Here is a 25,714-nt window from a genome sequence, read left to right as displayed (position 1 = left end):
CCGCTTTATGGGCAAATTGCACTAGCTCTGTGCTTTGGCGCTCCTGTACTGTTCGTTCAACCAGATGACAAGTTCAGCATGTTGCTCGTGAGTGATCCATGCGAAATTTGTTTTGTCCGCCGGGTCGCCCCCAAAGACTAAGGGCTTCGTATACCACTTGATCTTGCCAGCGAAACGCTCGTCCGGCTCAAGGGAAATCTGCTGGGGAAGGGCAAACGGCGCGGCATAGGACGCATCGAGTGGCAGCGTCGGAATGGTAAACATTACTCCGGAAGAGTTGATGACGATAAAGTCGTCCCATCCTCTTAGACCTAATAGCGTGTACCCCGGAAGATGATGATCAAATCCGTAGGCCTTCATGGCAGCTAAGCTCTCATCCTCCGTGAAGATGATGAAATAGTCGTCGTTTTGCCAACCTTCGTTCATGAGGGGGTGACTCACTTTTGGCAGATAGGGAGGTACTCGGTGTGCTACCAGCGTCTCGTGGCCGACAGAGAGCAACGGTTGCTTACAGTCGGATGATTGTCTGATCACAGAAGGGCTGCATTGTTTTGGTACAGGCGCAAATCACTGGGAGCGTAGACGTTGCCATTGATTCCAGCAGTCCTCCGCGACGATGTCTGGATAACCACGATCTTCTTCCACTGCCAAGGCTGCGCTAAAAGGCAAAGCGATGCAGGTGGATATGTCTCGGATTTCACACACCTCAATCTCGGTAAGCGGCTGGCCCTTTTTATCCTCGGCGGCTTGCAGCACTGCCGCCAGAGCCGGCACAAAGACTAGACATAACGGATCTGTAGTCATCAGTTTCTTCCCTGAGTCGATTAGAAATTGCATGGTAGGCCAGTTTCGGACATCAACATTACCTCGAAGTGCGAACGTCAAAGTTAGCGTAGCGCGCTGCTATGTGGTGGCAGGAAGACTTATTGTCGCTTGGCGGCAGACCTTCAATGATGATCCTGAAACGCTTAGGATTACTCACTCAATTCAGTACCAAAATGGAGCAGGCCACGGTTTATGGATATCGAATTTCGCGGTAACGGCAAGCGTGATAATCCGTCTGTAGGTACATGCGATGAGTACGGCGTGAGCGGGATTACCAGCTTTGACGATCTGACCGAAGCTCGTCGTAAGATTGCTGAGGCGCATCCAGGCTTTAAACCTCTGTTCTCGCTCGATGATCTGCACCAAGCCCGCTACACCTCGGGACATGTGCGCAATAATTTAGGGATGGACGATGCATCGGAGCAGGACATAGCGGGCTTGCCTCCAGAGTGCTTTGAGAATGGTGAATACATAGGCTATCCGACTACGAAAGAGGAGTTCGCAATCTGTCTTCGCAATTTCATGACCCTGGTTGCAGCCACGTCTTTCGAGGATGCTTGTACTCATGGTTTGACGCTAGATCAGCAGGCCCTCCAGGAGTGGATCGGTTACCAGAACAACCCTATCTCTCTTCTAGAGCAGCCTCTTTCAGCGCTCCTGGTACCCGTTCAGCAGTCCTGCCAGGCACTCGCGGCTTTTCCGAATGGCTATTTCACTTCAGACCTGGATCCTGCGAAAAACTTTGCAGTTGCGCGTCATTTTTCAGAAGAACATGGCTATGAGTTGATGGGCGTAGGTGCCTCTTACATCGGCTTCATTCGTGCTGAACCCCCTGATACATTCCTTGCTAACGTCGTCGCCAAAGACTTCTGTGCGCTTTACAACACTAGCGATGAAGACCTACAAGCACGTATATCTGCAGTCGCACAGGCGATTTCCGGTCGGACGCATTTGTGGCTCCGTTACGTGGAATGATCTCCGTGCGCAGCAAAAGCCCGACTGAATAGAGACCAGAACTTTTGAGAAGTCTGGGGCTTTTGGCAGCCTTGTAGAGAGGGCATTTGCATTGCGCGTTGTGTTCGGCCCACGACGGTGTCGAGCCGCAAGATCTGGCTGACTTACCTCGGTTGGCTAGCCACTGTGCGCGGGCAGGCTGTCATGAACCGAGCTCCTGCGTCCCGCCGCATCTCGGCCTTGCGGGCGTCCATCCTTCACGCCTTCGGCTGTGCCAGTCTGCGCGCTCCGCTTGCGTCGGTTACTCAGCGCTTTCCGACGTTCTGTACCCGAGCAGCTTATAGAATCTAACCATTGATACTTCTGCTTCATTTAAGTGTCTATTCTATTGTGACTTGACTGTACCAATTGCTTAGGAAGCTCCCATGTCCAAACTCGCAGAATTCCGCCAGCTTGAAAAACATCTTGCCGAACAGCTCCAAGCGCTTGAGGCTCTCAAGGGTGATGCGGGCCTCAAGAAAGAAATAGAATTCGAGACCAAACTGCGCGATTTGCTCGCAAAATATGGCTACAGCCTTAAGGATGTGATCAACCTGCTTGATCCACATGCCAGTCGTCGCGCTCCACTGTCTGCGTCAAAAACCGGCACACGTAAAGCCCGCACGGTGAAAGTCTACAAGAACCCGCACACCGGCGAGATTATCGAAACGAAAGGCGGCAATCACAAAGGTTTGAAAGAGTGGAAAACTGAGCATGGCGCAGCGACTGTCGAATCCTGGCTAAGCAAGTGATTTGGGGTTGACTACATAAGGGCCGGTGATGGCTCTTTTTTGGGGCTCATTTTTGGGTGCGTCGGCAGCGCTCCGAGCAGCAGCGAACATCCTCTTCCTCCATGTGAAGGGGAGGCCGCACGTTAGACAGATTTTACGGGAAGATCGCTCTTTCTCATTGCTGCACCGATAGGCGCTTCTAGGTTTCCTGGAGAGATACCAGCGATGCGAGGTTTGAATCGCCCCTGCGCAGTATTAATACCGTCACCTCATATACAAGGACGGTTTTCCCCGCCGTCGTAGCGACGTCAGCTTTAAATACAACCCACCCTCGTGCATGGTTTCCAGCGTGGATGAGTGATCGAACGACTGGAGCTGAGAGCGTGAGAATGTCTCCAGGCACTACTGGAGCAACCATCCTAAAGCCATCAATCTTCCCTCCCGCAACGACGTTTGTCTGAAGAAGTAAGGCATCACACATCAAACGTTGCGAGATACCGAACGACTGTACCCCGCTGGCACAGTGCACCCCAAGCGGACTCGAACGGGCAAGGTCAGGGTCAATATGTATATCGAGAGGATCGTACTCGGCAGCAAAAGCGATAATTTGTTCCGTTGTGATAGGAGCAGATTGCTTGGCTGTCCAAGTTCTACCTAGGATGAAGTCTTCCCAAAACAGCTCTTTATCTGCCACGGTATCTCCTCGATTTCGCAGCGTTTAACTCGCGACACTTCCGCTCAAAACTTAGCTGTGCTTTTCCTCACAAATGCTCGCGCCCCTTCTTTCTGGTCAGGCATTTTGTTGATAGCTCATAACTGAATCTTCTGTTTCATTTTTGGGCGTGGCTGGTGACCGGTCATAGACGTTTAGCTCGATCTATTTCGCGGCCATTCTCAAAGCGCCATCCAAACGGATCACCTCACCATTGAGCATGGAGTTTTCGATGATGTGCGCTGCCAAGGACGCGTATTCTGAAGGTCTTCCCAGCCGTGGAGGGAACGGCGCATTGGCTGCCAATGATGCCTGCACTTCCTGAGGCATACTCGCCATCATCGGGGTCTCAAATATTCCGGGTGCGATGCACATCACACGGATGCCTGAACGCGCCAGGTCGCGTGCCAATGGCAGTGTCATGGCAGCGACGCCGCCCTTGGATGCGGCGTAAGCGGCTTGGCCTGTCTGTCCGTCATACCCGGCGACTGAGGCTGTATTCACTACTATGCCGCGCGCTCCCTCGACACTGGGTTCTCCTCCCGCCATAGCCTCGGCGGCAAGGCGAACCATGTTGAAGCTTCCGATCAAGTTGATCTCGACAGTTCGACGAAAACTTTCCAGTCCATGGGGGCCATTACGACCTAAAACCCGTTCGGCTGGTGCAATACCCGCGCAGTTGATCACGCCATGCAATGCACCGAATGTGCTAATTGCAGAGGCTATTGCTGTTCGGCAGTCAATTTCACTGGTGATATCGGCTCGAACGAAGATCGCACATTCTCTCAGCTCGTCAGCGCGAGCTGCACCAGATGCTTCGTTGACCTCAACCAGCACCACGTTTGCACCCCGGGCCACCAATTCACGCGCCGATGCCAGACCGAGTCCGGAACCTACGCCAGTGATTAGAAAGACTGAGTTTTCGATGCGCATGATGTCCCCCTAAAAGTGGGTAGTACCGCACAAGCGGTTACTTGACAGATAAAAGGCTCAAATGCCGGTTCGCTTCAGGTGTCAGCCACGCCGAAGATTGTTGAACCGATAGTGTCGGCGGTCAGTGATCCCGACAATGCTCAAACGCCTCAGATTGTTTGAATGCTTTGGACATCGAGGCCAGGCATCAAGAAAAGGGGTGGCACATGCACTTGACATTCAATGCAGGGAAGCTGAAACGTACACAAAGAATTGAGGCTCGTCAGGTTGTTCGAAGTAGAATTACCGAAAAGACCTAAAGCTCAGCATCACGTCAGAAATCATATGCGCAGAGGAATAAGCGTGCTCATCCAGGATAAGGGAACGACTTCAATTGGATTGGTGCTTGAAGCTCTCGATGGCGCATCGCGACGCCAACTGGACACCTCCATCGCATTGCAGCAAGCGCGTATAGATCCGGAACTCCTGACTTCTCCCCAAGCCAGGGTTTCGGCTGCTGCATTCTCTCGCTTGTGGGTCGCACTTTCAGATCTGCTCGATGATGAGTTTTTCGGAATCGATAGCCATCCAATGCGACGAGGCAGCTTCCAATTGATGTGCCAGTCGTCAATTGACTGCGAGTCGTTAGAGCAAGCGTTGCGTCGGATTCTGAAATTCTTACGCCTCGTATTGGACGATATTCACGGTGAGCTGAAGATTGAAGACGACTGCGCCGTCATTTTTATCCATGACAAAGGCGTTGAACGCCGCCTGTTTAGCTACGGAACATGGTTGATTTTAGTTCATGGGCTGCTCTGTTGGCTGGGTAACAGGCGTATTCCGATAAAGGAACTTTGCTTTAAACCGAATCGACCACTGGACGACAGTGACTATCGGATGCGCTTCTGTGAAGAAATCCAGTTTGGTGCTCCCGTTACGATGATTCGTTTTGATCGCACGTTTCTGAGCCTCAAGGTCGTGCAAAACAAAGCCAGCCTATCGGCGTTTTTGAAAGAGTCGCCTGCCAGTCTGCTGGTGAAATATCGTAACGAGGACAGCACCAGCGCCCAGATCCGGATGAAATTGCGAGGCCTGAATCCGGAGGAATGGCCAGAGCTGGATAAGGTGGCAAACACGCTACGCATATCCTATTCGACGCTCCAGCGAAGACTACAGGCCGAGGGCGTTAGCTATCAGCGTTTGAAAGACAATCTGCGACGTGACATGGCAATCAATCTGCTGTGCCAACCGAACATGACCGTAACCGAAGTGGCTGCTCTCACTGGCTTCCAGGAGAGCAGCGCATTTCATCGTGCCTTCAAGAAGTGGACGGGAGTGAGCCCTGGCGCTTATCGCCGCTCCAATGCTGACGAATCGGGCGGGATCTAACAGCCTTTCCTTCGGAGCAGGAGAACCACTTCCCGCCGGATTACGTACTGAGATCTGCAACGCGCTTCACCCGCCGGATGCCGATGGGCATCTCTCGCTAAAGTCATCCTCGACGTTTATGACGAGCTGTTGGTGTCTAAATCGGTCAGGCAGAACGAAGTCGCTGGGCATAGGCCTCAGCAAAGGCAACTTCTACGATGCGACGCAGGCACCCTTTGCGTCGCATATCAAGCAAACCACCGAGCCTTCAAACGGTGCGTGTTCAACCTCGATATAACTCCAAAGACCAGGTGCCTGATGAGGCAGATGCAAGTGCACTTCACAAAAAAAACAAGATCGAAGGAGACGCGATATGCAGCCGGTAAACGTTTATACACTCGCAGTTGAGTCGAAGTTCAACCGCTTCCATAGGCTCATTCTGTTTTGGTGCGTGCTCATTCTGATCATCGATGGCTACGACCTCGCCGTAGTGGGTGCGGCCCTGCCGGCAATCATGAAAGACATGAACATTGATCCAACTAGCGCCGGAATAATGGCCGGGTCTGCGCTCTTCGGAACGATGCTGGGCGCGATTTTTCTTGGAACGCTAGCGGATCGTATCGGGCGCCCCAAGATGATCGCAGTCTGCGTTGCCTTGTTCAGTATCTTCACAGCAGCGGCAGGTCTCACCAGTGATCCTATCAGCTTCAGCATTTCGCGCTTTATCGCTGGTCTTGGGATCGGCGGTGTACTGCCAATTTGCACCGCCCAGATGGGTGAGTTTTCTCCACTCAAATTACGTACTCGGCTGGTAACTCTCGTGTTCGCAGGGTACTCCGTGGGCGGTATTTTGGTTGCGATGACTGGCAAGCAACTCATTGAGAGTCACGGATGGCAGTGGGTGTTTTATGTGGCGGTGCTGCCAGTACTTCTGATTCCCATGATCCTGAAGACCATGCCCGAGTCCATAGGTTACCTGCTCAAAACCGGACGTCAGGATGAGCTGCGAGCAATTGCTCGAAAGCTAGACCCTACTCTCATCATTGACGAAAACACTGTTATGACCGGGAATGCCGGAATAGTGGATAAACAAGAAGCACCAGTTCGCAATTTGTTTAAGGATGGTCGAGGTTTTAGCACCGTCATGATCTGGGCGGCATTCATGACCGGTCTGTTCATGGTCTACGCCCTTAACTCCTGGCTAACCAAGCTTATGGCGATGGCGGGATTCAGTCTTGGCTCGGCGTTGAACTTTGTGATTGTTTTCAATGTGGGGGCCATCGCCGGTGCTATCGGCGGTGGATGGTTGAGTGACAAATTAAACATCAAACACGTACTGGTCTGCTTCTACATCGTCGGTGCAATTGCTTTAACCATCTTGGGTTATACGCGCTCAACGACTTTGCTTTTCCCCGTGGTGTTCGTTGTCGGTGCATCGACCCTGGGTACCCAGTTGTTGGCATATGCGTATGCAGGAGATTTCTACCCGTCATCGATTCGATCAACCGGTGTGGGCTTTGCGTCTGGAGTGGGAAGGATTGGCGCAATCGTCGCACCGGTTCTCATCGGCTGGTTGGTGTCGTTAAACCTTCCGCTTGAGAAAAACTTTATGGCCATCAGCCTTGCTGGGCTCATCGGCGCAGTCGCAGTCACCATGATCAATCAGTCGCGTGCTGACTCTACTCAAGTCAAAAAAGCCCCAGCACCGTCTAGCTACTCCCCTGATGCACCTGACCGAAGCTGAATTCGTGGAATTGAAGGTATGAAAATCAATCGCTTATCCGAACCGCCAATATCGTCTGAGCTTCTCAGCCAAACGGTTGATTGGGCGATAGCTTCACGACGCAGCATTCGGGCCTTTTTGCCCACTCCTGTTCCACGCGAAGAAATCGAAGCGATCCTTGATATCGCTCGGTTCTGCGCAACTGGAGTGAATATGCAGCCTTGGTGCGTCCATGTTGTCACTGGAGAAGCGAAGACTCATCTCTCATGTGCCATTGCCGAGGTCGACAATAATCCGTCACTCAGCAACCACCTTGAAGATGCATACGAATATTACCCACAAAAATGGACTTCACCCTACGTGGATCGCAGAAGGAAAGTAGGGTGGGAACTCTACGGATTGCTGGGAATCGAGAAGGGTGACAAGCAGCGGATGCATGCACAGCACGGCCGCAATTACCGTTTTTTTGATGCGCCAGTAGGATTGATCTTCACCATTGATCGAGTCTTGAAAGAAGGAAGTCTCCTTGATTATGGAATGTTCCTGCAGGCAGTGATGGTGGCGGCGCGTGGCAGAAACTTGCACACCTGCCCGCAAGCAGCGTTTTTGAAATATCACCACGTTATTTCGCAGGCCCTTGCGATCCCGGCAGATCAAATGTTGGTCTGCGGAATGAGCCTTGGATACGCCGACGAGTCCTGTATAGAGAACACCTTGGTCACGGATCGGGAGCCTGTGGGCGCGTTTTCCACTTTTCATCACAATAATAAGGAGACGACATCATGAAGCCTGGTGCTTACGAGAATGGGCTTGAACAATGCAAGGCCAACTATTTGCCCCTGACTCCACTTGGTTTTCTTGATCGTGCAGCTATCGTGCACCCGGATCGGGTAGCTGTGGTGCATGGCGAACTTCGCAGAACCTGGAGTGAGACCCGCGAACGTTGCTTTCGATTGGCCTCGGCTCTTTCCAAAAAGGGAATGGGGGCCGGAGACACCGTTTCAATCCTGTCTCCTAATACCCCGGCAATGCTCGAAGCGCATTTTGGGATACCCCTCTGCGGCGCAGTTCTGAACACCGTTAACTACCGCCTGGATGCAGAAGGCGTGGCATTCATACTTCGTCACGGGGAGTGCAAGCTCCTCTTGGTTGATCGAGAGTTTGCCGCGCTGGCTAATGCCGCAATTGAACTCCTTGAGCATCGTCCAATTGTCATCGACATAAATGATCACTTAGCTCCACTTTCCGAGAGCATTGGGGAGGTCGATTATGAAACGTTTATCGCTAGTGGTAACCCTGATTTCGAGGGCGTATGGCCCAGTGACGAGTGGCAGCCGATTGCGCTCAACTACACTTCAGGTACAACCGGTGATCCGAAGGGTGTAGTGGCCAGTCATCGCGGGACATACCTAATGAGTATGTTGCAGATCACCAACTGGCCGCTTTCTCGTGCACCTCGTTATCTGTGGACACTACCGATGTTCCACGCAAACGGATGGTGTTTTACCTGGGCTATCACTGCCGTCGCTGGCACGCATGTGTGTCTAAGAAAAGTTTCCGCAGAGACGGTTTTTGAGTCGATAGACAACCATGGTGTCGATCACTTCTGTGCGGCGCCCATTGTGATGGCAATGATCGCGAACGCCGCAAATCGCCCGCCGCTCAAAAGTCCGGTTAGAGTGCTGACTGCTGGTTCCCCACCTCCTGCTACCGTACTGAATGCGATAGTCTCACATGGCTTTGACGTTAACCATGTTTATGGAATTACAGAGGTTTCCGGCACCCCAATTGGCTGCGAATGGCAAGACGGTTGGGATGATTTAACACCGAGTGAGCAGGGTGCTCTTCGTGTACAGCAAGGGGCTCGAGCTGCAGCGTTCGAAGGCGTAATGGTCGCGGACTCGGAAACTTTGCAGCCAGTACCGAAAGACGGCCAAACAACGGGTGAGCTACTGCTCAAAGGCAATACCGTGATGATGGGCTATCTGAAGAATGAAAGCGCAACCCGAAAAGCCTTTGAAGGCGGCTGGTTTCATACTGGTGATATAGCCGTGGTGCACCCCAACGGTTATGTACAAATTACCGACCGATGCAAGGACGTCATTATTTCCGGTGGCGAGAATATATCGTCTGTAGAGATCGAGGAAACCATTCACGGTCATCCATCTGTTTTACATGCTGCTGTTGTCGCTCAGCCTGATGACAAATGGGGCGAAGTGCCATGTGCGTTCGTCGAGTTGAAACTGGGTGTAGAACCTACGACCGAGGCAGAACTAATGATGTTCTGTCAGGCCCGTCTCGCACGGTTTAAATGTCCGCGTAGAGTGGTTTTTATGGAGTTGCCGAAAACCGCAACTGGTAAAATCCAGAAATTTTTACTTCGAGAGCAAGCAGGCAGTCGTGACGCGATTATCCGTTTAGCCTCAAATAGCTAATGCTTGAGTACATCACGTTGGGAAAAACTGAGTCGTTTGCGAAGATGTAAGCGGCGCGAATGGAGATTTTCGTAAAAACTGATGAGGTTAAACGGATCATAAGGCTAGTTTGCATCTTTCGAATAATAGAAAAGCATTCCAGCCTTGCCTATTAATATCTCAGTGCTGTTGGTAAATTTTGTGGCTTTCGGGTGCGTTTTATTTGTAGGGAGAGTTAGTTGTTGCTTCTGTTGCTTACCAATAATAAAAAATCGGAGCGTTATACAGTGAGTCTAAAGAAAATATCTGTAAAACTGGTGTTTGTCAGTATTGCCATAAGTGGCCAGGCGTCTGCTGACTTTCTAAGTGACAGCAAAGCCACCTTGGGAATGCGGAACTTTTACTTCAATAACGACAACCGGGATGGTACCGCTGCGCCTTCGAAAACCGAAGAGTGGGCGCAAGGTTTCATGTTGGATTTCAAGTCGGGATATACCGATGGAACCGTTGGTTTTGGCGTTGATGCCTTGGGACTGCTGGGCATTACTCTGGATTCTGGCAAGGGACGACACGTCGGCAGCTCTATGATTCCATCGTACAGTAACAACCGCGCCGTCGACGAGTGGAGCCGGCTGGGGCTGACCGGAAAAGTCAAAATGTCGAAGACCGAACTACGCTACGGCACCTTGATTCCGAAACTACCGATCCTGGTCGCCAACGATGGACGGGTGCTTCCACAAACCTTCGAGGGTGGCCAAATTACCTCAAGCGAGTTCAAGGATCTGACCCTGACGGGTGGGCGGATTGAACATGCTACTGGTCGCGGTTCAACTGATCAGACGGGGCTGGCCGCTATGGGTGGTACGCGCGAAAGCAACCAGTTCGCTTTCGCAGGGGGCGACTGGAAAGTCACCAAGGATTTAACGGCTCAGTACTACTATGCTCATCTCGATAATTACTATAACCAGCAATTTTTCGGACTGATTCACACGCTCGCAATCTCGGATAACCAATCTCTTAAAACTGATCTTCGCTACTTCAAAACTGACTCGTCAGGTGAAAACAGCTCCGGTACATCAGGTTACCGAATCAGTGGCTACACAAAGAACGGTGATGGCGTGATCGACAACCGTCTTTGGAGTGCTGCATTAATTTATAGCCTTGGCGCCCACGCATTTACTGCGGGCTACCAAAGCGTTTCGGACGGGAGCAGCTTCACCCAGCTGAACCAGGGCAGTTTAGTGGATAAAGGCGCCGGAGGTAGCAGCCTGTACCTATACACAGACCGTCTGATCCAGAGCTTCACCCGCGCAGGGGAACGTACGTCATTTGGTCAGTACGCCTATGACTTTGCCGCCTTGGGTATTCCTGGCCTGAAAGCCTCGGTCATGTACCTCTCCGGGGACAATATTAAGACGAGATCCGGCGACAATCAGAAGGAATGGGAAAGGGATATCTTTCTGGACTACGTTATTCAGTCGGGAGCGCTCAAAGGCGTTGGCTTTGGTTGGCGTAACGGTAAATCCAATAGCGAAGCCGCACGTGATCAAGATCAGAATCGGGTGTTTGTTAGCTACAGTATCCCACTTCTCTAAAAGCTAAACGCAACAGTATTAAACTAACTTTGAGAGTTTTAAAATGTTAAATTTAACTCGTTGCTGACAAGTTAGCACAAAGGGCCTGAAAATGGCCTTTTGTATTAAAGTGTTTACTAGCCAAGATACTCCAAGGGTTTTCCTTCGATTGCAGAGCGCCTGAACGCCAAAATCGCAGGCTCATGTACTGCTCCCCATTCCCGCATCGCCTTTACCAAAGGCATGAGCGTACTCCCTAACTCTGTAAGCGAATACTCCACCTTTGGCGGAACCTCGCGATAAATCTCACGATGAATAACCTGATCTGTCTCCAGCTCTCTCAGCTGGAGCGTGAGCATCCTCTGAGCAATATCTGGCATAAGCCGTCGTAGCTCGTTGAAACGTTTCGTTCCGGACATTAGATGGAACAATATAAGCGCTTTCCATTTACCACCGATGACGTCGACAGTGAACGCAACGGGGCAGGCAAACGCCTCTATTTCACCTTGAGGCGTACATTTCTTCATCTTTCAGCTCCCAGGTATAAAAAATGTGCCTATAGCACAAAAAAGTGCGTACTTACGTATTCGACGTGCATACGTTAGCATCATTCCGTATCAACCACTACGGAATATATCAAATGAGCTTGTTGCTATCCCCCCATGAAATAAAAGGCCTGAAACTGAAGAATCGCGTGGTCATGTCGCCTATGTGCATGCACATGGCTGCCGATGACGGCTTTGTCACTGAGTGGCACCGAGTGCATTACGGTGCTCGCGCTTTAGGCCAGGCGGCGCTGATTTTTCCCGAGACGCTGGCAGTTCACGCCGATGGCCGTATCGGGGCCGGTGACCTCGGTATCTGGAGCGACGCACACGTCGTTGGCTTGAAAGCGCTGACCGAACTGCTTCACAGCTTTGGTGCAAAAGCTGGCGCTCAGATTGGTCATGCGGGACGCAATGCTGACCTGCCGAACCTTATTCATATCGCGCCATCGGCTATCCCTTTTACGGAAACTAGCCCTGTGCCTCGCGCACTCGCGGCTGACGAAATTCCGGGATTGGTGAAGCTCTATGGCGACGCCGCACGACGTGCCAGTGACGCGGGCTTCGATGTGCTTGAGATCCATGCTGCACATGGTTATTTGCTCAATGAGTTCCTCTCGCCACTCGCCAATACTCGCGATGACGAATATGGCGGTGACGCCAAGCGTCGCTATCGCTTCCTGCGCGAAGTGCTGGAGGAAGTCAAAACGCATTGGGGCGATCGTCCCCTTTTTGTTCGAATCTCCAGCTCTGATTACGCCGACGGCGGAAACACGCCCGAGTCATTCCTTGAGTACGGTCGCTGGATGAAAGAACAGGGCGTCGATCTTATCGACTGCAGCTCTGGCGGTATCAAGATGGTCAAGGTGCAAACCTATCCGGGCTATCAGGTACCGGCTTCGGAACTGCTACGCAAGGAACTCAGCATTGCTACGGGGGCTGTGGGTGTGATCCAGAGTGGTCGCCAAGCCGAAGAAATTCTGCAGAACGGCCGAGCTGATCTAGTGTTTGTCGGTCGGCAAATGCTGCGTGATCCATTCTGGGTGCGCACTGCAGCAGATGATCTGAAAGAAATCATTGAAATTCCTACTGCCTACACACGTTACGGTTCTGTATGGCTTGATACCAAAGCCTAATTATCCATTCGTGCCGTAAAAGGGCGATCGGACTTAGCTACTCTCGATATCGAGAAATGACGCGCCAAAAAATACACTTCATTCTGTGGGAGTTGTTGCGCCCGGTTAAGCATAGCTAACTTGCATGCGTCACTATCGGGCAGATTTTTCATAATGGATGAAAGATGCCGGCCTCCCACGGGCGGCTGGCAAGTCAGTGAGATGAGAGATTATTAGATTTAATTGCATAGTCGCGATGATAATTTAATTAGTGCGTTGCCGTGCTGCGCAGTAATCTGAGTTGCCGCCCAGATCAAGGCTCTCGATACGAGCCTTGATTGAGTAACTATTTTAGCGCAACTTCTTGATTTGCAAACTTGGGCTAATTGCTAAAAATTGCCCGAAACTTTAATAGATTTTTTAAGCGAGATCGTATACATGACTACTTCAATTCAGGGACTCGGCCGCTTGCAATCCAAAGTGGCTGTTATTACCGGAGCTGCTAATGGTATTGGTCGAGCAACCGCCGAGGTCATGGCGCGAGAGGGCGCGAAGCTTGTCCTGTCTGATATTAATATCGATCTTTTGAGCACGCTTGCTGACTCGCTTCGAGTCAAGGGCGTTGAAGTTATCACTATAAAATGCGACGTATCTGTAGAACAAGATATTATCGAGATGATTGCGGTAGGCATCAAAACCTTCGGGCAACTCGACGTAGTCGTTTCCAATGCAGGGATCATTCCGGAAGCAGATCTCGAGCAGGCAACCGCAGAACTCTGGGACAAGGTGATGTCGATCAACGCCCGCGGCATGTTCCTTGTTGCAAAGCATGCTGCTGTTCACATGGTTCCTAAAGCTACAGGCTCGATAATTTTCCTTTCATCTATCGCAGCCTTGAATGGGATTCCTGGTTTGGCGGTTTATGGCCCAAGCAAGTTCGTGGCGTCAGGTCTTGCACTTCATCTCGCCGCCGAACTGTCACCAAAGGGCATTCGTGTCAATGCCGTTGCGCCAGGTACGATCGATACTCCCGCAGTCAGTAACATCTCCGAAGAGTATTTGAAGGTGATGACTGATAAACAAATGATCAAACGACTTGGCAGGCCTGAGGAGATCGCAAACTCTATTCTCTTTCTGGCCTCTGATGAAGCATCGTTTGTTACCGGAACCGTATTAACCGTTGATGGTGGTTATTCGGCTCTGTAATTTCAACTTCATTATAGATTTTGCGAAAATCAGGCTAAAGATTTTCAGAGGTCACAATTGAGGTGCAACGCTTAGGTGCGGCTCTTTTATAGCGGAGTCGCGTCTAACACATCATTGATCGATCAAACTGAATAATCTCCAATTTTATTGAAATAGCCAGTGCAATGAGCGGTGGGATAAGGTCTTTCCCATACAAATATAAAAAGCTCGGAGACACCCTCATGCTCGTCCCTTCGTCCCTTTCACTTTTTGCTGAACGCCACCCATGCTTTAGCGAAGCTTCGCTTATTCCGCAGCAGAGTGCATGCCCTTAGCGGAAGGCCTGAGATGGCTTCTGTTCTAACGTCCCGTAAACAAAATTAGCAGCTGAGCAATACGCCAACATTGAGTTGAATGCTCAAGCTATGAAGGGGTCAGCGATGAACGCAACTCTTACCTCCTTTGCGCCGATCTCGCTCGGCACGGTTCCGGCTGTGCCATCAGCGCTCTCGAATGCAGTTATTGGTGTCAACGAGCGTACGGATGAATGGGTGTATTACGCGAGTCGCGTTCGCCCGCACTACGAGAGGATGAACAGTCTCGTCGGACAAATTGCAGGGCTCCTGATACTGGGTCAGGCGAAGGGGTGCTTCGATACCTATTTTGAGATGTCCAGAACGCCAAAAGAGCAGGCGCAGGCCTGTATTGAAGAGCTTTACGCGTTAAGCGCTCCTGTCACTGCGGCTGTGCACCTCAACCACCTCCGAGAAGCAGCACGGCAGCTTTACCAAGTTGCCGACGACCTTAACGTTGCGGTGCGGAACACCCGCGAACTCACCCTCAAGCTTGCGCAGTGGCTTACGCAGTTAAAGGCAGTCACCGCTGTCCTTCATTGCGCCGCCGATCCAGTCGTATCCATGCAGCCCGTGGCATTTGAAGACGCATGCGCGTGTTGCAACATAGGCTCCACCGCTATTTCTTAAAACTGCAACACATCATGTGCAACTACTAATTACAAGAATTGGGAGCACCTTATGACCGACAACACCTACTCCATCTGGGTCGCTGAATATGCCTATGTGGTGAATTATCCCGTCAGTGGCGTGCTTTACGGTGCGCATAACGAAGGAGTTCGTAAGCTCCCTTATTGCTACGTCGTTATCAAGGGTGGCGGGCGAACCATGATGGTAGACGTTGGCTACAACCACCAGGCTTATGGCGGGGTCTTGGGTGAACGTTTCGGTGTCGAACACTGGCATTCGCCTCGCGAAGTACTCGCAGAGTGCGGGGTGACGCCGGAAGAGGTGGACACTGTATTCATTACCCACTCTCACTTCGATCACCTGGGCAATACTGACGCTTTCCCGAACGCTACGTTTTACATTCAGGAGCGCGAACTCTCGAAGTGGATTTGGGCTATGGCCCAACCGGAGCATATGCAATGGATGATGGCGGGTACTGATCCGTCGGACATCCTTAGGGCTGTTGACCTAGCTAAGCAAGGCCGCTTGAAGTGCCTGGACGGTGCTCTGGAAGATGTGGTTCCGGGCATCGATATTCACGTCGCGTTCGACAGCCACACCTATGGCTGCATGTGGCTGCATGTTCGTAATGACCTTGAGCGCGAGTCTGAAAATGGATGGGTGCTGGCAGGTGATCTTGTGTACGTCTACGAGAACCTGGTGAAGAACCCGCAGGTTCTCGATGGCCAGATCGACGGCCGACTAAGTATCAAACCGGTGGGCCTTGCGATGGGCAGTAACACCAACCTGGTAGCAGCGTCGGATGACATGCTCAAAGCTGTTGATTATCAGGTCAAGCGCGTTATCCCCATTCATGAGGAGCGGCTTAAAGACGTGTTCCCATCTCGTAATACTAAGTTGGGATTGCGGGTCAGCGAGATATGCCTGGCAAGAGGCCAGGAATCGGTCGTAGCGTAATTCTCCACTGCGCTGCCTATAACGTCAGGCATCCTGAAAGTAGCGCCCATTGAAGCTGTATGGGGTGCTACTGAATGGATGCTAATGGCGCTTCTTGTGTTCACCATCGTTCACCTGCCCGTAAACATTTGGTCAATTGTGCAGTGATGCACGTGATCTAGTGGTGCATCCCATGGCACTCGTAAAATTTACTTAACCTATTGAATTAAATACTAAATATTGATAATTTCATTAAATTGCATAATTGAAATGATTATTCGATTAGTGCCCTTTCAGCGCTTCTTTTAGGATTGACCTCAGCTCACCGGTGCACCTTTTTGCGCCGGTCGAAGAACAGCATCTGAGGAGTCTCAATTGGGCCAGACAAATAACAATCAGCCTATGGCCGGTGTCCGCGTTTTGGATATCGCGACCTTCGTGGCAGCGCCATTTTGCGGGACGATCCTTGCCGATTTTGGTGCCGAGGTTATCAAGATCGAACAGCCTGCTGGGGGTGACACCCTGCGTAAATTCGGCACCCCGACTGAGTGCGGCGACAGCATGGTCTGGCTCAGCGAGGCCCGTAACAAGCAGTCAGTGACGCTCGATTTGCGTTCGGAGCAGGGTGCCGAGTTGTTCCGACAATTAGTGGCGAAGTCAGATGTAGTGCTTGAGAACTTCCGCCCCGGAACCCTAGAGAAGTGGGGCCTGAGCTTCGAGTCGCTGCTGGAGATCAACCCTAAGTTGGTCATGTTGCGCGTCAGTGCTTATGGACAGACCGGCCCAAAACGCGGCGAGCCGGGTTTTGCGCGAATTGCTCACGCCTTCGGTGGACTCGCATTTTTGGCAGGCGAAAACGATGGCCCGCCTGTTGTTCCTGGCTCGACCTCACTGGCGGACTATATCTCCGGAATGTGGGGTGCAATTGGTGTGTTACTCGCCCTGCGTTCTGTAGAGGCAGGCGGTACGGGGCAATTCGTTGACATTGGGCTGTACGAGTCGGTCTTCCGTTTGCTCGACGAGATTGCGCCGGTGTACGCCAAGTACGGCTACGTGCGTGAGCGTATGGGCGCCGACACGATCAATGTCGTCCCACATAGCCACTACCAAACGAAAGATGGTGAGTGGATCGCGCTGGCCTGCAGCAACGATCGTATGTTCGAACGACTGGCGCAAACCATGGGCACGCCGGAGTTGGCTATCGAATACCCGACCAGCCCCGATCGCGTGAAAGATCGCGCCAAGATCAATGCGCTGGTTGCTCTTTGGGTATCCGGCTTCACTCAGAAGGAACTGCTGGATATCTGCAAGGAAGGGCAGGTGCCTGCTGGCCCGATCAACTCCATCGCCGACATTTTCGAAGACCCTCAGTTTGCCGCTCGGGAAAACCTGATCAAGGTTCAGGATCCGCGTATCGGTGAGCTGGTGCTGCCTAACGCAATGCCCCGCCTTTCCAAAACACCTGCCGCGTTTGTCTCTACCGGCCCTGCACTGGGGTCGAGTACCGACGACATTTTGAGCCGTCTCTTGGGTCTTTCTCCTGAAGTGCTGCAAGCGCTCAAAGCCAGCAACGTTATCTGAATCGAACAAGGGAACCAGCATGACTCACTACAAAATGTACATTGGCGGCGAATGGGTTGACGCCATTGAAGGTGAAACCTTCGACACCCAGAACCCTTACACGGGCGAAACCTGGGCCACTTTGCCTCGCGCTCGCGCCGCTGATGCAGATCGTGCCGTTGCAGCCGCTAAAGCAGCCTTTAATTCTCCTGAATGGTCAAAGATGAAGCCAAGTGCGCGTGGGCAGTTGTTGCGTCGCCTGGGCGACCTGATCGCTGAAAACGTTGAGCACCTTGCCACCACTGAAGTTGCCGACAATGGCAAGCTGCTCGCTGAGATGCGTGGGCAAGTACGGTACCTACCCCAGTACTTCTATTATTTTGGTGGCTTGGCCGACAAAATTGAGGGGGGTGTACTGCCTATCGATAAGGCTGACACGTTTACGTTCACCCGTTACGAGCCGCTTGGGGTATGCGTGGCCATTACCGCTTGGAACTCACCGTTGCTGCTGGCTGTGAATAAGCTGGCGCCTGGGCTGGCCGCAGGTAACACATTTGTTCTCAAACCCTCTGAGTTTACCTCCGCCTCAGCGCTTGAATTGGCCAAGTTGATTGAAAAGGCAGGTTTCCCCGCAGGTGTTGTCAACGTCGTAACCGGTTTTGGGCTGGAAGTGGGTGAACCGTTGGTGACTCATCCAGACGTCGCGAAAATCGCTTTCACCGGCAGCGAGTATGGCGGTCAGAAAATCAATGAGTCGGCGGCCAAGAACTTCAAGAAAGTGACTCTCGAGCTCGGGGGTAAATCTCCAAACATCGTGTTCGATGATGCGAACCTTGATAACGCAGTCAAGGGCGTTGTGGGTGGCATCATGGCCGCCACCGGCCAAACCTGCGTCGCAGGCAGCCGTCTGCTTGTTCAAGCGTCAATCCATGATGAGTTCGTGGAGAAACTTCTGGCCTTCGCACGCACGGCGAAGATGGGCGATCCCATGCTGCCCACCACACAAGTCGGCCCTGTAACGACGCCCGCCCAATACCAGAAAATTCTAGACTATATCGCCATCGCCAAGGCTGAAGGTGCTGTCTGCCGACTCGGTGGCAACCCTTCCACCAACCCGGAATGCGGTAACGGTCTCTTTGTTGAACCGACCATTTTTACTGGCGTGAACAACCAGATGCGTATCGCACGCGAGGAAGTATTTGGCCCTGTCCTCAGCATTATTCCCTTCAAGGATGAGGAAGACGCGATTGCGATCGCCAATGACACGCCTTATGGCCTGGCGGCGGGGGTGTGGACTCAGAACATGCGTCGCTCCTTACTGATGTCCGAGCGCCTTCAGGCCGGGATGGTTTGGGTGAACATGTACCGCGCGGTCAGTTACATGGCGCCCTTCGGTGGCTTCAAGCGTTCCGGCGTAGGTCATGAGAATGGCCAGGACGCCATCTATTCCTATCTTCAGACCAAAAGCGTCTGGATCAGCACTGCACTCGAGACGCCGGATCCGTTTGTCCTCGGCTGACACATCGCTCCTGTTGATCCAACAGTAAGGATAAGAATGATGGAAACTCAATTCCCAATGCCTGGGCGGTTTCTGGAAGATTTCAAAGTGGGTGATGCCTACCGTCACTGGCCAGGTCGCACCATTACAGAAGCCGACAACATCCAGTTCAGCCTGATGACGATGAACCAGCACCCGATGCATTGTGATCATCACTTTGCATCGTTAAGTGAGTTCGGTCGCCCGCTGGTCAACAGCGGCCTGACAGTGGCCATCGTATTAGGTCTGACGGTTGCAGACGTCAGCCTGAACGCTATTGCCAACCTGGGTTGGAAAGACATAACGCTCAGTGCGCCGGTGTTTCCGGGCGACACCCTGTATGCACGTTCTGAAGTGACCGAAGTGCGCGAGAGTGCCAAGCGGCCAGGACAGGGCATCGTTACAACCCGTACCGAGGCGTTTAACCAGGAGGGCACCGTGTGCATGAGCTTCACGCGTGCATGCCTGGTACCGACGCGGCGCAACGCGACCGAGTTGCGTGCGCAGAGGGCAGAACGATCATGAATTACGATCTGCTAAAAGGCGTAAGGGTCATCGAAAGCTCCGCGTTCATTGCTGCACCGCTGTGTGGCATGACCTTGGCGCAGTTGGGCGCGGAGGTCATCCGTGTCGATCTGATTGGTGGAGGCATTGACTACCAACGTTTGCCGATGATGCCCGAGGGCCGGAGCATTTACTGGACGAGCCTCAACAAGGCCAAGAAGTCCGTTGCGATTGACATCAAGCGCCCGGAAGGGCGTGAGCTTGTGCAACAGCTGATCGGGGCGCCGGGTGACGCGGGTGGCATCCTGCTCACCAATATTGGCACCCCATGGCTGAGCCACGAGCTGCTGTCTGAGCTGAGGCCTGACCTGATCTCTTGCACCATCGAGGGTAATTTCGATGGGAGCACTGCGGTCGACTACACCGTCAATTGCGCAACGGGATACCCGATGCTCACCGGGTACGGAACAGCTGATCGTCCCGTCAATCACACGCTACCTGCCTGGGATGTGATCTGTGCGAATCAGGCAGCCACGGCCATCGTGGCTGCGCTTGCACGCCGACAGGTCAGCGGGGAGGGCGCCCAAATACGCTTGGCACTTTCTGATACGGCTTTTTCAACCCTGTCGTCTCTGGGTTTGCTGACAGAGTCGGAACTGATTGAGCCGCAACGTGAATCCCTCGGCAATCACCTATACGGCGCCTTTGGGCACGACTTCGCTACCTCAGACGGTCGCCGGGTGATGATCGTGGCGATTTCTGCGCGGCAATGGCGGGCGTTGGTAAAAGCCTGTGATTTGCAGCCTGCCGTTGAGGCCCTGCAGGTCGCACTAGGGGTGAACTTTGATCACGAAGCTGACCGGTTTGAGGGGCGTGAATTACTCGCCGCCTTGGTTAAACAGTGGTGCATTAAACGCTCGCTTGCCGAGATTGAAATGCACCTCTTCCAGCACGGCGTTGCGTTTGGCCCCTATCGAACCGTTCGCCAATTGCTCCACGAAGACAAACGCGTCTCTCTGGAAAACCCGGTCTTCGAGCGCATTCAAACGTCGGGGGTCGGCGAGCATCTGGCGGCTGGCACTCCACTCAGGTTTGGCGGGGCGCCTCGCCTTGCTGTGCAGCCGGCGCCCGAACTCGGCCGCGACACCGATCAGGTATTGGCCGACGTCCTTGGACTGAGCGATCACGAAATCGGTGTGCTGCGGGACAGCGGCGTCGTAGGCAGGGCGTCTGGATAAATACTGTCTGTAGCAGAACGCGCGACTTATAAAAATAAAAGCGAGCAACTCCAATGAGTAGTCTATTGATCTGCCTGGCATCGCTGGGATTCTTGATGTTCGTGGCCTACCGGGGCTTCAGTGTGATCCTGTTCGCTCCGGTAGCAGCCTTGGCCGCAGTCTTATTGACAGAGCCTGCAATGGTCGCGCCCGCTTACAGTGGGCTGTTCATGGACAAGATGGTGGGGCTTCTGAAGCTCTACTTTCCGGTATTTATGTTGGGAGCGGTATTCGGGAAACTGATCGAGGTCTCAGGGTTCGCACGCTCGATAGTAACCGCCATCTCGAAGGTTTTCGGCAGCAGCTATTCGATCACCTGCATCGTTTGCGTGGGGGGAGTGTTGACCTACGGCGGAGTGTCGCTGTTCGTCGTGGTGTTTGCGCTGTATCCGTTTGCGGCTGAGCTGTTCCGGCGCAACGACATCCCCAAGCGTCTGATACCTGCGACGATCGCCCTGGGGGCGTTCACGTTCACCATGGACTCACTTCCAGGAACGCCGCAGATTCAGAACATCATCCCCACTGCTTTCTTTGGCACAGATGCATACGCAGCGCCCTGGCTGGGCATTATAGGCGCGATTTTTGTCGCCGGGTGTGGCATCACTTATCTGGAGTGGCGTCGCCGCAGCCTCATGGCGCGAGGCGAGGGCTATGGGCAAGGGCACACCAACGAACCCGCCCCGCCTACCGACGAGCCAATGATCAGCCCCTGGCTCGCCATCCTGCCGTTGGTCATCGTTGGCATCAGCAACAAACTGTTTTTGGATCTGATTCTGAGCTACTACGGCGCAGGAAATCAGGTGCTGGTGACGTTCCGTCCGGACTTTGCCGCCGTGTCCCAGGACGTGACCAAGATGGCTGCCGTTTGGGCGGTGGAGGGCGCACTGACGCTTGGCATCATTGTTACCTTGATTATCGGTTGGGGCCGTATTCGTGGAAAGTTCACCGAGTCAACCCAGCTCGCGGTTTCGGGCTCCCTATTGGCAGGCGTTAATACGGCGTCGGAATATGGATTTGGTGCGGTGATCGCGGCGCTGCCAGGCTTCAAGATGGTCGCTGACACGCTCTCCCACATCGAAAACCCACTGATCAACCTCGCAGTGAGCGTTAACGTCCTCGCAGGCATCACCGGCTCGTCCTCTGGCGGCCTCAGCCTCACCCTCGGAGCGCTTGGGGATCACTTTGTGGCACTGGCCCATCAGTACGCGATACCGGCTGAAGTGATGCACCGTGTGGCTTCGATCGCCGCCGGAGGCATGGATACTTTGCCTCACAACGGCGCCATCATCACGCTGATGGCGGTGACCGGGCTTACACATCGTCAGGCGTATGGAGACATTTTCATACTGACCATTTTCAAAACCATGGCGGCCTTCGTGGTGATTGCCGTGTTTTATTTGACCGGGCTGGTTTGATCGCTCGGCTCCCGACAAAAACAAATGACAGGGGTGAAAAAATGAACGCATCGACCTATGACTACGTCATCGTAGGCGCCGGATCCGCGGGTTGTGTATTGGCAAACAGGCTAAGCGCCGACCCCTCGAAGCGCGTATTACTGCTTGAGGCGGGCCCGTCTGATGACTTGCTCTGGATCAAGATTCCAGCGGGCATGACCCGTTTGTTTTCCAACAGCAAGGTTAACTGGCGGTACCAGGGAGCAAAGGAGCCTGGACTCAACAACCGCGTTCTGTACTGCCCTCGAGGTAAGACGTTAGGTGGATCGAGTGCGATTAACGGCTTGGTGTATATGCGCGGCAACGCCTACGACTACGATGCCTGGCGCGATGATGGTAACGAAGGCTGGGGGTGGTCGGACGTTCTACCGTACTTCAAGAAAAGTGAGCGCCAACTGCGTGGCGCTGATCAATACCATGGTGCAACGGGGGAGCTCGCCATCTCCGACGTAGTCAATCCCCATATTGCATCCTTGACCTTCATCGAGTCTGCGAAAACGATCGGCATTCCTTTCAATAAAGACTTCAACGGTGCCCAGCAATACGGCGTGGGCTACCCGCAGATGACCGTTGAAAAAGGTGTGCGCCAGTCCGCCGCCACAGCGTTCCTGAAGCCTGTGCGCAGCCGTCCAAACCTTGAGGTGCAGGTGAACGCCCATGCTGAGAAGATTTTGTTCGAAGGCAAACGCGCAGTTGGCGTGCGTTACGCAATCAAGGGACAGAACGAAAAGCATGAGGTCTTCGCTAAGGAAGTCATTCTAAGCGGTGGCACCATTGCATCCCCTCAACTGCTTATGCTCTCGGGTGTGGGGCCTGAAGATCATCTGAAAGAGCATGGCATTGAGGTCGTTCACGACCTGCCGGGCGTGGGTGAGAACCTTCATGACCATGCTTACGTTCACTTCTTGAACCAGGTCACGCCCAAGTTCTCCATCAATCATGAGATCCAGGGCTGGCGCCTGATCCCCCATGTTCTGCATTACGTAGGTGCACGCAAGGGATTGCTGACGTCGGCTGCGGCGCAAGTTGTCTGCTTCATCAAATCCGATCCCTCGATGGTCTCGCCCGACCTCCAGATCCAGTTCAGGCCCTTCAGCATCATCGTGACCGAAGACGGCAAGATCGTGCCTGAGAAAATCCCGGTGGTGACCGCCTCCTGCAGCCAGATTCGCCCTAAATCCCGCGGCCGCATCCGCCTTAACTCTTCAGACCCTTACGACGACCCGAACATCCTCATGAATTACCTGATGCACGAGGATGACTGCAAGGCTCTGATCGCCGGTATCCGCTGGATGCGAAAAATCCATGCCGCCGAGCCGCTGTCGCAGCACATCGTCAAAGAGACCATGCCCGGTAGTCATGTCCAGACTGATGAGCAATTGCTCGATTATCTGCGCAAGTTCGGCCAGTCCATGTACCACCCCGTTGGCTCTTGCCGCATGGGTAACGACGAAACAGCCGTTGTCGATTCGCGCTTGCGTGTAAGAGGCATTGAAGGATTGCGCGTAATCGATGCCTCGATCATGCCGAGCATCAGCTCCGGCAACACCAATGCACCGGCCATCATGATCGCCGAGAAGGGCGCTGACATGGTGCTGGAAGATGCTCGTTCAACAAACAATATTGTCAGTCAAGGCCTAGCAGCCAAAGCTGCTCTGGCATAAGGAGGGCTCGTGGAACACTCACAGTGGATCGGTAAAACCCAGGATCGTGCTGAAGTCATCACCGAGGCGAATGCTGCCCGGATCGCTGCCACGCTCAACGAAAACCCGCCAGTAGATGGCGATGCCTTACCTCTGCTGTGGCATTGGGCGTACTTCCAGGATCTCGCTTCAACAGAGGCGCTGCGTACCGATGGGCATGCCAAGACCGGTGATTTTCTTCCCGATGCTGGCGACCGCACGCGCATGTGGGCCGGTGGCCGCTTGAGCTTCATCAAGCCGCTAGTGGTGGGCAAGTGCGCCCGACGTTCTTCTGTTATTCACGACGTGAAGGAAAAACAGGGCCGAACGGGCTCTTTGCTGTTCGTGACGGTACGTCACGAATACCTTCAGGACGGTGAGGTCGCACTGGTCGAGGAGCAAGACATCGTCTATCGCGCCGTCACCAAGGCGGTGGTGGATGACGGTGAACCACTGCCAGAAGCCGAATGGTCTGAGGAGATCGATGCGAGCCCAACCATGCTATTCCGTTATTCAGCGGTCACCTTCAACTCCCACAAAATCCATTACGACTGGCGGTATGTCACGGAAGTTGAAGGCTACCCGGGACTGGTCGTACATGGCCCCCTCACGGCGACGCTGGTGATGCGTGCATTTTCGAAGTTCACCCCAGATTCGACCGTCCGAACGTTTGCCTTCCGCGGTGTACGACCGCTCATTGCCGGAGAAACCCTGATTGTGGGCGGCCGTGTGAATGAGTCTGGGCAAGCGTCGGTCTGGGCGGGAAACCAGGGTGGAGTCGGACAGGTTGGCGAGATCGGGTTTGATTGATCATTTCACGTTTCAACAGCAGGACTAATCATGGGTAACGCTTCGAACCAATCTTGCGCACACGATGTGGTGCGTTCTGCACTTTTTGTCCCAGGCAATCGTCCAGAGCGCTTTTCAAAAGCGCTTGCGAGCGGTGCTGACCGGGTAATCGTCGATTTTGAGGATGCTGTGGAGGAGGGTGCGAAAAGTGGAGCCAGGCAAATGCTGGGCGACTATCTCGTTGCTAACCCGGACACGAGAGTGTGGGTGCGCGTCAACTCGCCCGGGCATGAACAGCACGATCAAGACCTCGCATTCTGCCGTGAGTATCATGGGGTTGTCGCGATCATGCTCCCCAAGACGGAGACCAAAGTGCAGGTAGAAACCGCGGCCGCTACCGGAAAGCCCGTTGTCCCGATAATCGAAAGTGCCGTAGGTGCAGCGAATCTGAGCGATCTGTGCTCAGCATCGGGTTTGGAAAGGCTTTGCTTTGGGGCAATCGACATGGCCCTTGATCTAGGGCTCAAGGATGGATCAGCAGGTTCTTTGAAGGTGCTGGAGCACCTGAAGGTTGGGATCGTCGTCCAATCCAGAGTCCATGGTCTGGCCCCAGCCCTTGATGGCGTGTTCCCGTCAATAAATGATTCGCCCGGCCTGATACAGGCGGTTCAAACAGCCGTGCAGATGGGTTTCGCAGGCGTACTATGCATCCATCCCAAACAAGTAGCGGACATCCATTTTGCACTGGCGCCAGAGGCGAATGAGATCAACTGGGCGAACCGTGTTCTGGCTGCCGCTGAGATGCATGGCGGGGCTTTCAAGCTCGATGGACAGATGATTGATGCGCCAGTACTCGCTCGGGCAAGACGCATCCTCAGCAAGCTGAGTAGCTAAT

Annotated in this window: 25 protein-coding genes; 19 read left to right on the top strand and 6 right to left on the bottom strand. The window is 53.3% G+C overall.

Annotation, left to right across the window (positions count from 1 at the left end; genetic code table 11):
• Window positions 1-21: 21 nt before the first annotated feature.
• Both AC3ZU9_RS01260 and AC3ZU9_RS01255 read right to left on the bottom strand, forming a co-directional pair.
• Window positions 22-426, bottom strand: a complete 405-nt coding sequence (locus AC3ZU9_RS01260; RefSeq protein ID WP_490090185.1) for a hypothetical protein — start codon at window positions 424-426, stop codon at window positions 22-24.
• 141 nt (window positions 427-567) lie between these two features.
• On the bottom strand, window positions 568-804 hold the full coding sequence (locus tag AC3ZU9_RS01255; protein ID WP_490090184.1) for a hypothetical protein: 237 nt from the start codon (window positions 802-804) through the stop codon (window positions 568-570).
• A gap of 213 nt (window positions 805-1,017) precedes the next feature.
• On the opposite strand from AC3ZU9_RS01255, the gene AC3ZU9_RS01250 reads away from it, so the two are divergent.
• Together AC3ZU9_RS01250 and AC3ZU9_RS01245 are read left to right on the top strand one after the other, a co-directional pair.
• Window positions 1,018-1,800 carry a DUF4253 domain-containing protein gene (locus AC3ZU9_RS01250; RefSeq protein ID WP_490090183.1) on the top strand — a complete coding sequence of 261 codons (783 nt, stop codon included), beginning with the start codon at window positions 1,018-1,020 and terminating at the stop codon, window positions 1,798-1,800.
• A 404-nt stretch (window positions 1,801-2,204) separates the two neighbouring features.
• Window positions 2,205-2,570, top strand: coding sequence for a histone-like nucleoid-structuring protein, MvaT/MvaU family (locus AC3ZU9_RS01245; RefSeq protein WP_490090182.1), 366 nt, complete (start codon window positions 2,205-2,207; stop codon window positions 2,568-2,570).
• On the opposite strand, the gene AC3ZU9_RS01240 is transcribed toward AC3ZU9_RS01245, so the two are convergent.
• From AC3ZU9_RS01240 to AC3ZU9_RS01230, 3 genes are all read right to left on the bottom strand, one after another.
• Window positions 2,559-2,702, bottom strand: a complete 144-nt coding sequence (locus tag AC3ZU9_RS01240) for a hypothetical protein (RefSeq protein ID WP_490090222.1) — start codon at window positions 2,700-2,702, stop codon at window positions 2,559-2,561. The two genes, AC3ZU9_RS01245 and AC3ZU9_RS01240, sit on opposite strands and share 12 nt — an antisense overlap.
• A gap of 46 nt (window positions 2,703-2,748) precedes the next feature.
• Window positions 2,749-3,243 (bottom strand): MaoC/PaaZ C-terminal domain-containing protein, encoded by a 495-nt coding sequence (locus tag AC3ZU9_RS01235; RefSeq protein ID WP_490090181.1) that lies wholly within the window; start codon window positions 3,241-3,243, stop codon window positions 2,749-2,751.
• Between the two features lie 183 nt (window positions 3,244-3,426).
• Window positions 3,427-4,194: an SDR family NAD(P)-dependent oxidoreductase gene (locus tag AC3ZU9_RS01230; RefSeq protein ID WP_490090180.1), complete on the bottom strand. Its 768-nt coding sequence runs from the start codon at window positions 4,192-4,194 to the stop codon at window positions 3,427-3,429.
• Between the two features lie 342 nt (window positions 4,195-4,536).
• Here AC3ZU9_RS01230 and AC3ZU9_RS01225 point away from each other — a divergent pair, with 342 nt between their 5' ends.
• The 5 genes from AC3ZU9_RS01225 to AC3ZU9_RS01205 all read left to right on the top strand — a co-directional run bounded on the left by AC3ZU9_RS01225 (window position 4,537) and on the right by AC3ZU9_RS01205 (window position 11,273).
• A complete protein-coding gene (locus AC3ZU9_RS01225; protein WP_490090179.1) occupies window positions 4,537-5,562 on the top strand; it encodes an AraC family transcriptional regulator in 1,026 nt (341 codons plus the stop codon).
• A 352-nt stretch (window positions 5,563-5,914) separates the two neighbouring features.
• On the top strand, window positions 5,915-7,285 hold the full coding sequence (locus tag AC3ZU9_RS01220; RefSeq protein ID WP_064053060.1) for an MFS transporter: 1,371 nt from the start codon (window positions 5,915-5,917) through the stop codon (window positions 7,283-7,285).
• Between the two features lie 18 nt (window positions 7,286-7,303).
• Window positions 7,304-8,050, top strand: a complete 747-nt coding sequence (locus AC3ZU9_RS01215) for a nitroreductase (RefSeq protein WP_490090178.1) — start codon at window positions 7,304-7,306, stop codon at window positions 8,048-8,050.
• The gene (locus tag AC3ZU9_RS01210; RefSeq protein ID WP_490090177.1) at window positions 8,047-9,699 is read left to right on the top strand and encodes an AMP-binding protein; all 1,653 of its coding nucleotides are present in this window, start codon (window positions 8,047-8,049) and stop codon (window positions 9,697-9,699) included. The genes AC3ZU9_RS01215 and AC3ZU9_RS01210 overlap by 4 nt, the downstream gene beginning before the upstream one ends.
• A gap of 266 nt (window positions 9,700-9,965) precedes the next feature.
• Entirely contained in the window at window positions 9,966-11,273 is a 1,308-nt protein-coding gene (locus tag AC3ZU9_RS01205; protein ID WP_064053057.1) for an OprD family porin, read from the top strand.
• Between the two features lie 116 nt (window positions 11,274-11,389).
• Here AC3ZU9_RS01205 and AC3ZU9_RS01200 read toward each other — a convergent pair whose 3' ends face one another.
• Complete coding sequence (locus AC3ZU9_RS01200) at window positions 11,390-11,779, bottom strand: winged helix-turn-helix transcriptional regulator (protein WP_490090176.1); 390 nt, start codon at window positions 11,777-11,779, stop codon at window positions 11,390-11,392.
• A gap of 113 nt (window positions 11,780-11,892) precedes the next feature.
• Between AC3ZU9_RS01200 and namA the strand changes: the two genes are divergently transcribed.
• The 12 genes from namA (at window position 11,893) to AC3ZU9_RS01140 (ending at window position 25,713) form a co-directional block, all read left to right on the top strand.
• Window positions 11,893-12,933 carry an NADPH dehydrogenase NamA gene (gene namA, locus AC3ZU9_RS01195; RefSeq protein WP_490090175.1) on the top strand — a complete coding sequence of 347 codons (1,041 nt, stop codon included), beginning with the start codon at window positions 11,893-11,895 and terminating at the stop codon, window positions 12,931-12,933.
• A 417-nt stretch (window positions 12,934-13,350) separates the two neighbouring features.
• Complete coding sequence (locus AC3ZU9_RS01190) at window positions 13,351-14,118, top strand: SDR family NAD(P)-dependent oxidoreductase (protein ID WP_064053054.1); 768 nt, start codon at window positions 13,351-13,353, stop codon at window positions 14,116-14,118.
• A gap of 419 nt (window positions 14,119-14,537) precedes the next feature.
• Window positions 14,538-15,080 (top strand): hypothetical protein, encoded by a 543-nt coding sequence (locus AC3ZU9_RS01185; protein WP_147469650.1) that lies wholly within the window; start codon window positions 14,538-14,540, stop codon window positions 15,078-15,080.
• A 51-nt stretch (window positions 15,081-15,131) separates the two neighbouring features.
• On the top strand, window positions 15,132-16,037 hold the full coding sequence (locus AC3ZU9_RS01180) for an N-acyl homoserine lactonase family protein (RefSeq protein WP_490090174.1): 906 nt from the start codon (window positions 15,132-15,134) through the stop codon (window positions 16,035-16,037).
• 354 nt (window positions 16,038-16,391) lie between these two features.
• The gene (locus AC3ZU9_RS01175) at window positions 16,392-17,597 is read left to right on the top strand and encodes a CaiB/BaiF CoA transferase family protein (RefSeq protein WP_208602899.1); all 1,206 of its coding nucleotides are present in this window, start codon (window positions 16,392-16,394) and stop codon (window positions 17,595-17,597) included.
• A gap of 19 nt (window positions 17,598-17,616) precedes the next feature.
• Window positions 17,617-19,095: an aldehyde dehydrogenase gene (locus AC3ZU9_RS01170; protein ID WP_064053050.1), complete on the top strand. Its 1,479-nt coding sequence runs from the start codon at window positions 17,617-17,619 to the stop codon at window positions 19,093-19,095.
• Between the two features lie 39 nt (window positions 19,096-19,134).
• Window positions 19,135-19,638, top strand: a complete 504-nt coding sequence (locus tag AC3ZU9_RS01165) for a MaoC family dehydratase (RefSeq protein ID WP_244159504.1) — start codon at window positions 19,135-19,137, stop codon at window positions 19,636-19,638.
• On the top strand, window positions 19,635-20,855 hold the full coding sequence (locus AC3ZU9_RS01160; protein WP_490090173.1) for a CoA transferase: 1,221 nt from the start codon (window positions 19,635-19,637) through the stop codon (window positions 20,853-20,855). The genes AC3ZU9_RS01165 and AC3ZU9_RS01160 overlap by 4 nt, the downstream gene beginning before the upstream one ends.
• A gap of 53 nt (window positions 20,856-20,908) precedes the next feature.
• Complete coding sequence (locus AC3ZU9_RS01155; RefSeq protein ID WP_064053047.1) at window positions 20,909-22,309, top strand: GntP family permease; 1,401 nt, start codon at window positions 20,909-20,911, stop codon at window positions 22,307-22,309.
• A 41-nt stretch (window positions 22,310-22,350) separates the two neighbouring features.
• Window positions 22,351-24,012: a GMC family oxidoreductase gene (locus tag AC3ZU9_RS01150; RefSeq protein ID WP_490090172.1), complete on the top strand. Its 1,662-nt coding sequence runs from the start codon at window positions 22,351-22,353 to the stop codon at window positions 24,010-24,012.
• 9 nt (window positions 24,013-24,021) lie between these two features.
• Complete coding sequence (locus tag AC3ZU9_RS01145) at window positions 24,022-24,840, top strand: HTD2 family dehydratase (RefSeq protein WP_064053045.1); 819 nt, start codon at window positions 24,022-24,024, stop codon at window positions 24,838-24,840.
• 30 nt (window positions 24,841-24,870) lie between these two features.
• Window positions 24,871-25,713, top strand: coding sequence for an HpcH/HpaI aldolase/citrate lyase family protein (locus AC3ZU9_RS01140; RefSeq protein ID WP_490090171.1), 843 nt, complete (start codon window positions 24,871-24,873; stop codon window positions 25,711-25,713).
• The last annotated feature ends 1 nt before the right edge of the window (window position 25,714 follow it).

The sequence above is a fragment of the Pseudomonas sp. A39 genome, assembly GCF_058145955.1.
This window is presented reverse-complemented; position numbering and strand designations above follow the sequence as displayed.

Coding starts and splice junctions, on each gene's coding strand:
- AC3ZU9_RS01260 (WP_490090185.1), bottom strand. CDS start 426: ATGAACGAAGGTTGGCAAAACGACGACTATTTCATCATCTTCACGGAG.
- AC3ZU9_RS01255 (WP_490090184.1), bottom strand. CDS start 804: ATGACTACAGATCCGTTATGTCTAGTCTTTGTGCCGGCTCTGGCGGCA.
- AC3ZU9_RS01250 (WP_490090183.1), top strand. CDS start 1,018: ATGGATATCGAATTTCGCGGTAACGGCAAGCGTGATAATCCGTCTGTA.
- AC3ZU9_RS01245 (WP_490090182.1), top strand. CDS start 2,205: ATGTCCAAACTCGCAGAATTCCGCCAGCTTGAAAAACATCTTGCCGAA.
- AC3ZU9_RS01230 (WP_490090180.1), bottom strand. CDS start 4,194: ATGCGCATCGAAAACTCAGTCTTTCTAATCACTGGCGTAGGTTCCGGA.
- AC3ZU9_RS01220 (WP_064053060.1), top strand. CDS start 5,915: ATGCAGCCGGTAAACGTTTATACACTCGCAGTTGAGTCGAAGTTCAAC.
- AC3ZU9_RS01215 (WP_490090178.1), top strand. CDS start 7,304: ATGAAAATCAATCGCTTATCCGAACCGCCAATATCGTCTGAGCTTCTC.
- AC3ZU9_RS01210 (WP_490090177.1), top strand. CDS start 8,047: ATGAAGCCTGGTGCTTACGAGAATGGGCTTGAACAATGCAAGGCCAAC.
- AC3ZU9_RS01200 (WP_490090176.1), bottom strand. CDS start 11,779: ATGAAGAAATGTACGCCTCAAGGTGAAATAGAGGCGTTTGCCTGCCCC.
- namA (WP_490090175.1), top strand. CDS start 11,893: ATGAGCTTGTTGCTATCCCCCCATGAAATAAAAGGCCTGAAACTGAAG.
- AC3ZU9_RS01190 (WP_064053054.1), top strand. CDS start 13,351: ATGACTACTTCAATTCAGGGACTCGGCCGCTTGCAATCCAAAGTGGCT.
- AC3ZU9_RS01185 (WP_147469650.1), top strand. CDS start 14,538: ATGAACGCAACTCTTACCTCCTTTGCGCCGATCTCGCTCGGCACGGTT.
- AC3ZU9_RS01180 (WP_490090174.1), top strand. CDS start 15,132: ATGACCGACAACACCTACTCCATCTGGGTCGCTGAATATGCCTATGTG.
- AC3ZU9_RS01170 (WP_064053050.1), top strand. CDS start 17,617: ATGACTCACTACAAAATGTACATTGGCGGCGAATGGGTTGACGCCATT.
- AC3ZU9_RS01165 (WP_244159504.1), top strand. CDS start 19,135: ATGGAAACTCAATTCCCAATGCCTGGGCGGTTTCTGGAAGATTTCAAA.
- AC3ZU9_RS01160 (WP_490090173.1), top strand. CDS start 19,635: ATGAATTACGATCTGCTAAAAGGCGTAAGGGTCATCGAAAGCTCCGCG.
- AC3ZU9_RS01155 (WP_064053047.1), top strand. CDS start 20,909: ATGAGTAGTCTATTGATCTGCCTGGCATCGCTGGGATTCTTGATGTTC.
- AC3ZU9_RS01150 (WP_490090172.1), top strand. CDS start 22,351: ATGAACGCATCGACCTATGACTACGTCATCGTAGGCGCCGGATCCGCG.
- AC3ZU9_RS01140 (WP_490090171.1), top strand. CDS start 24,871: ATGGGTAACGCTTCGAACCAATCTTGCGCACACGATGTGGTGCGTTCT.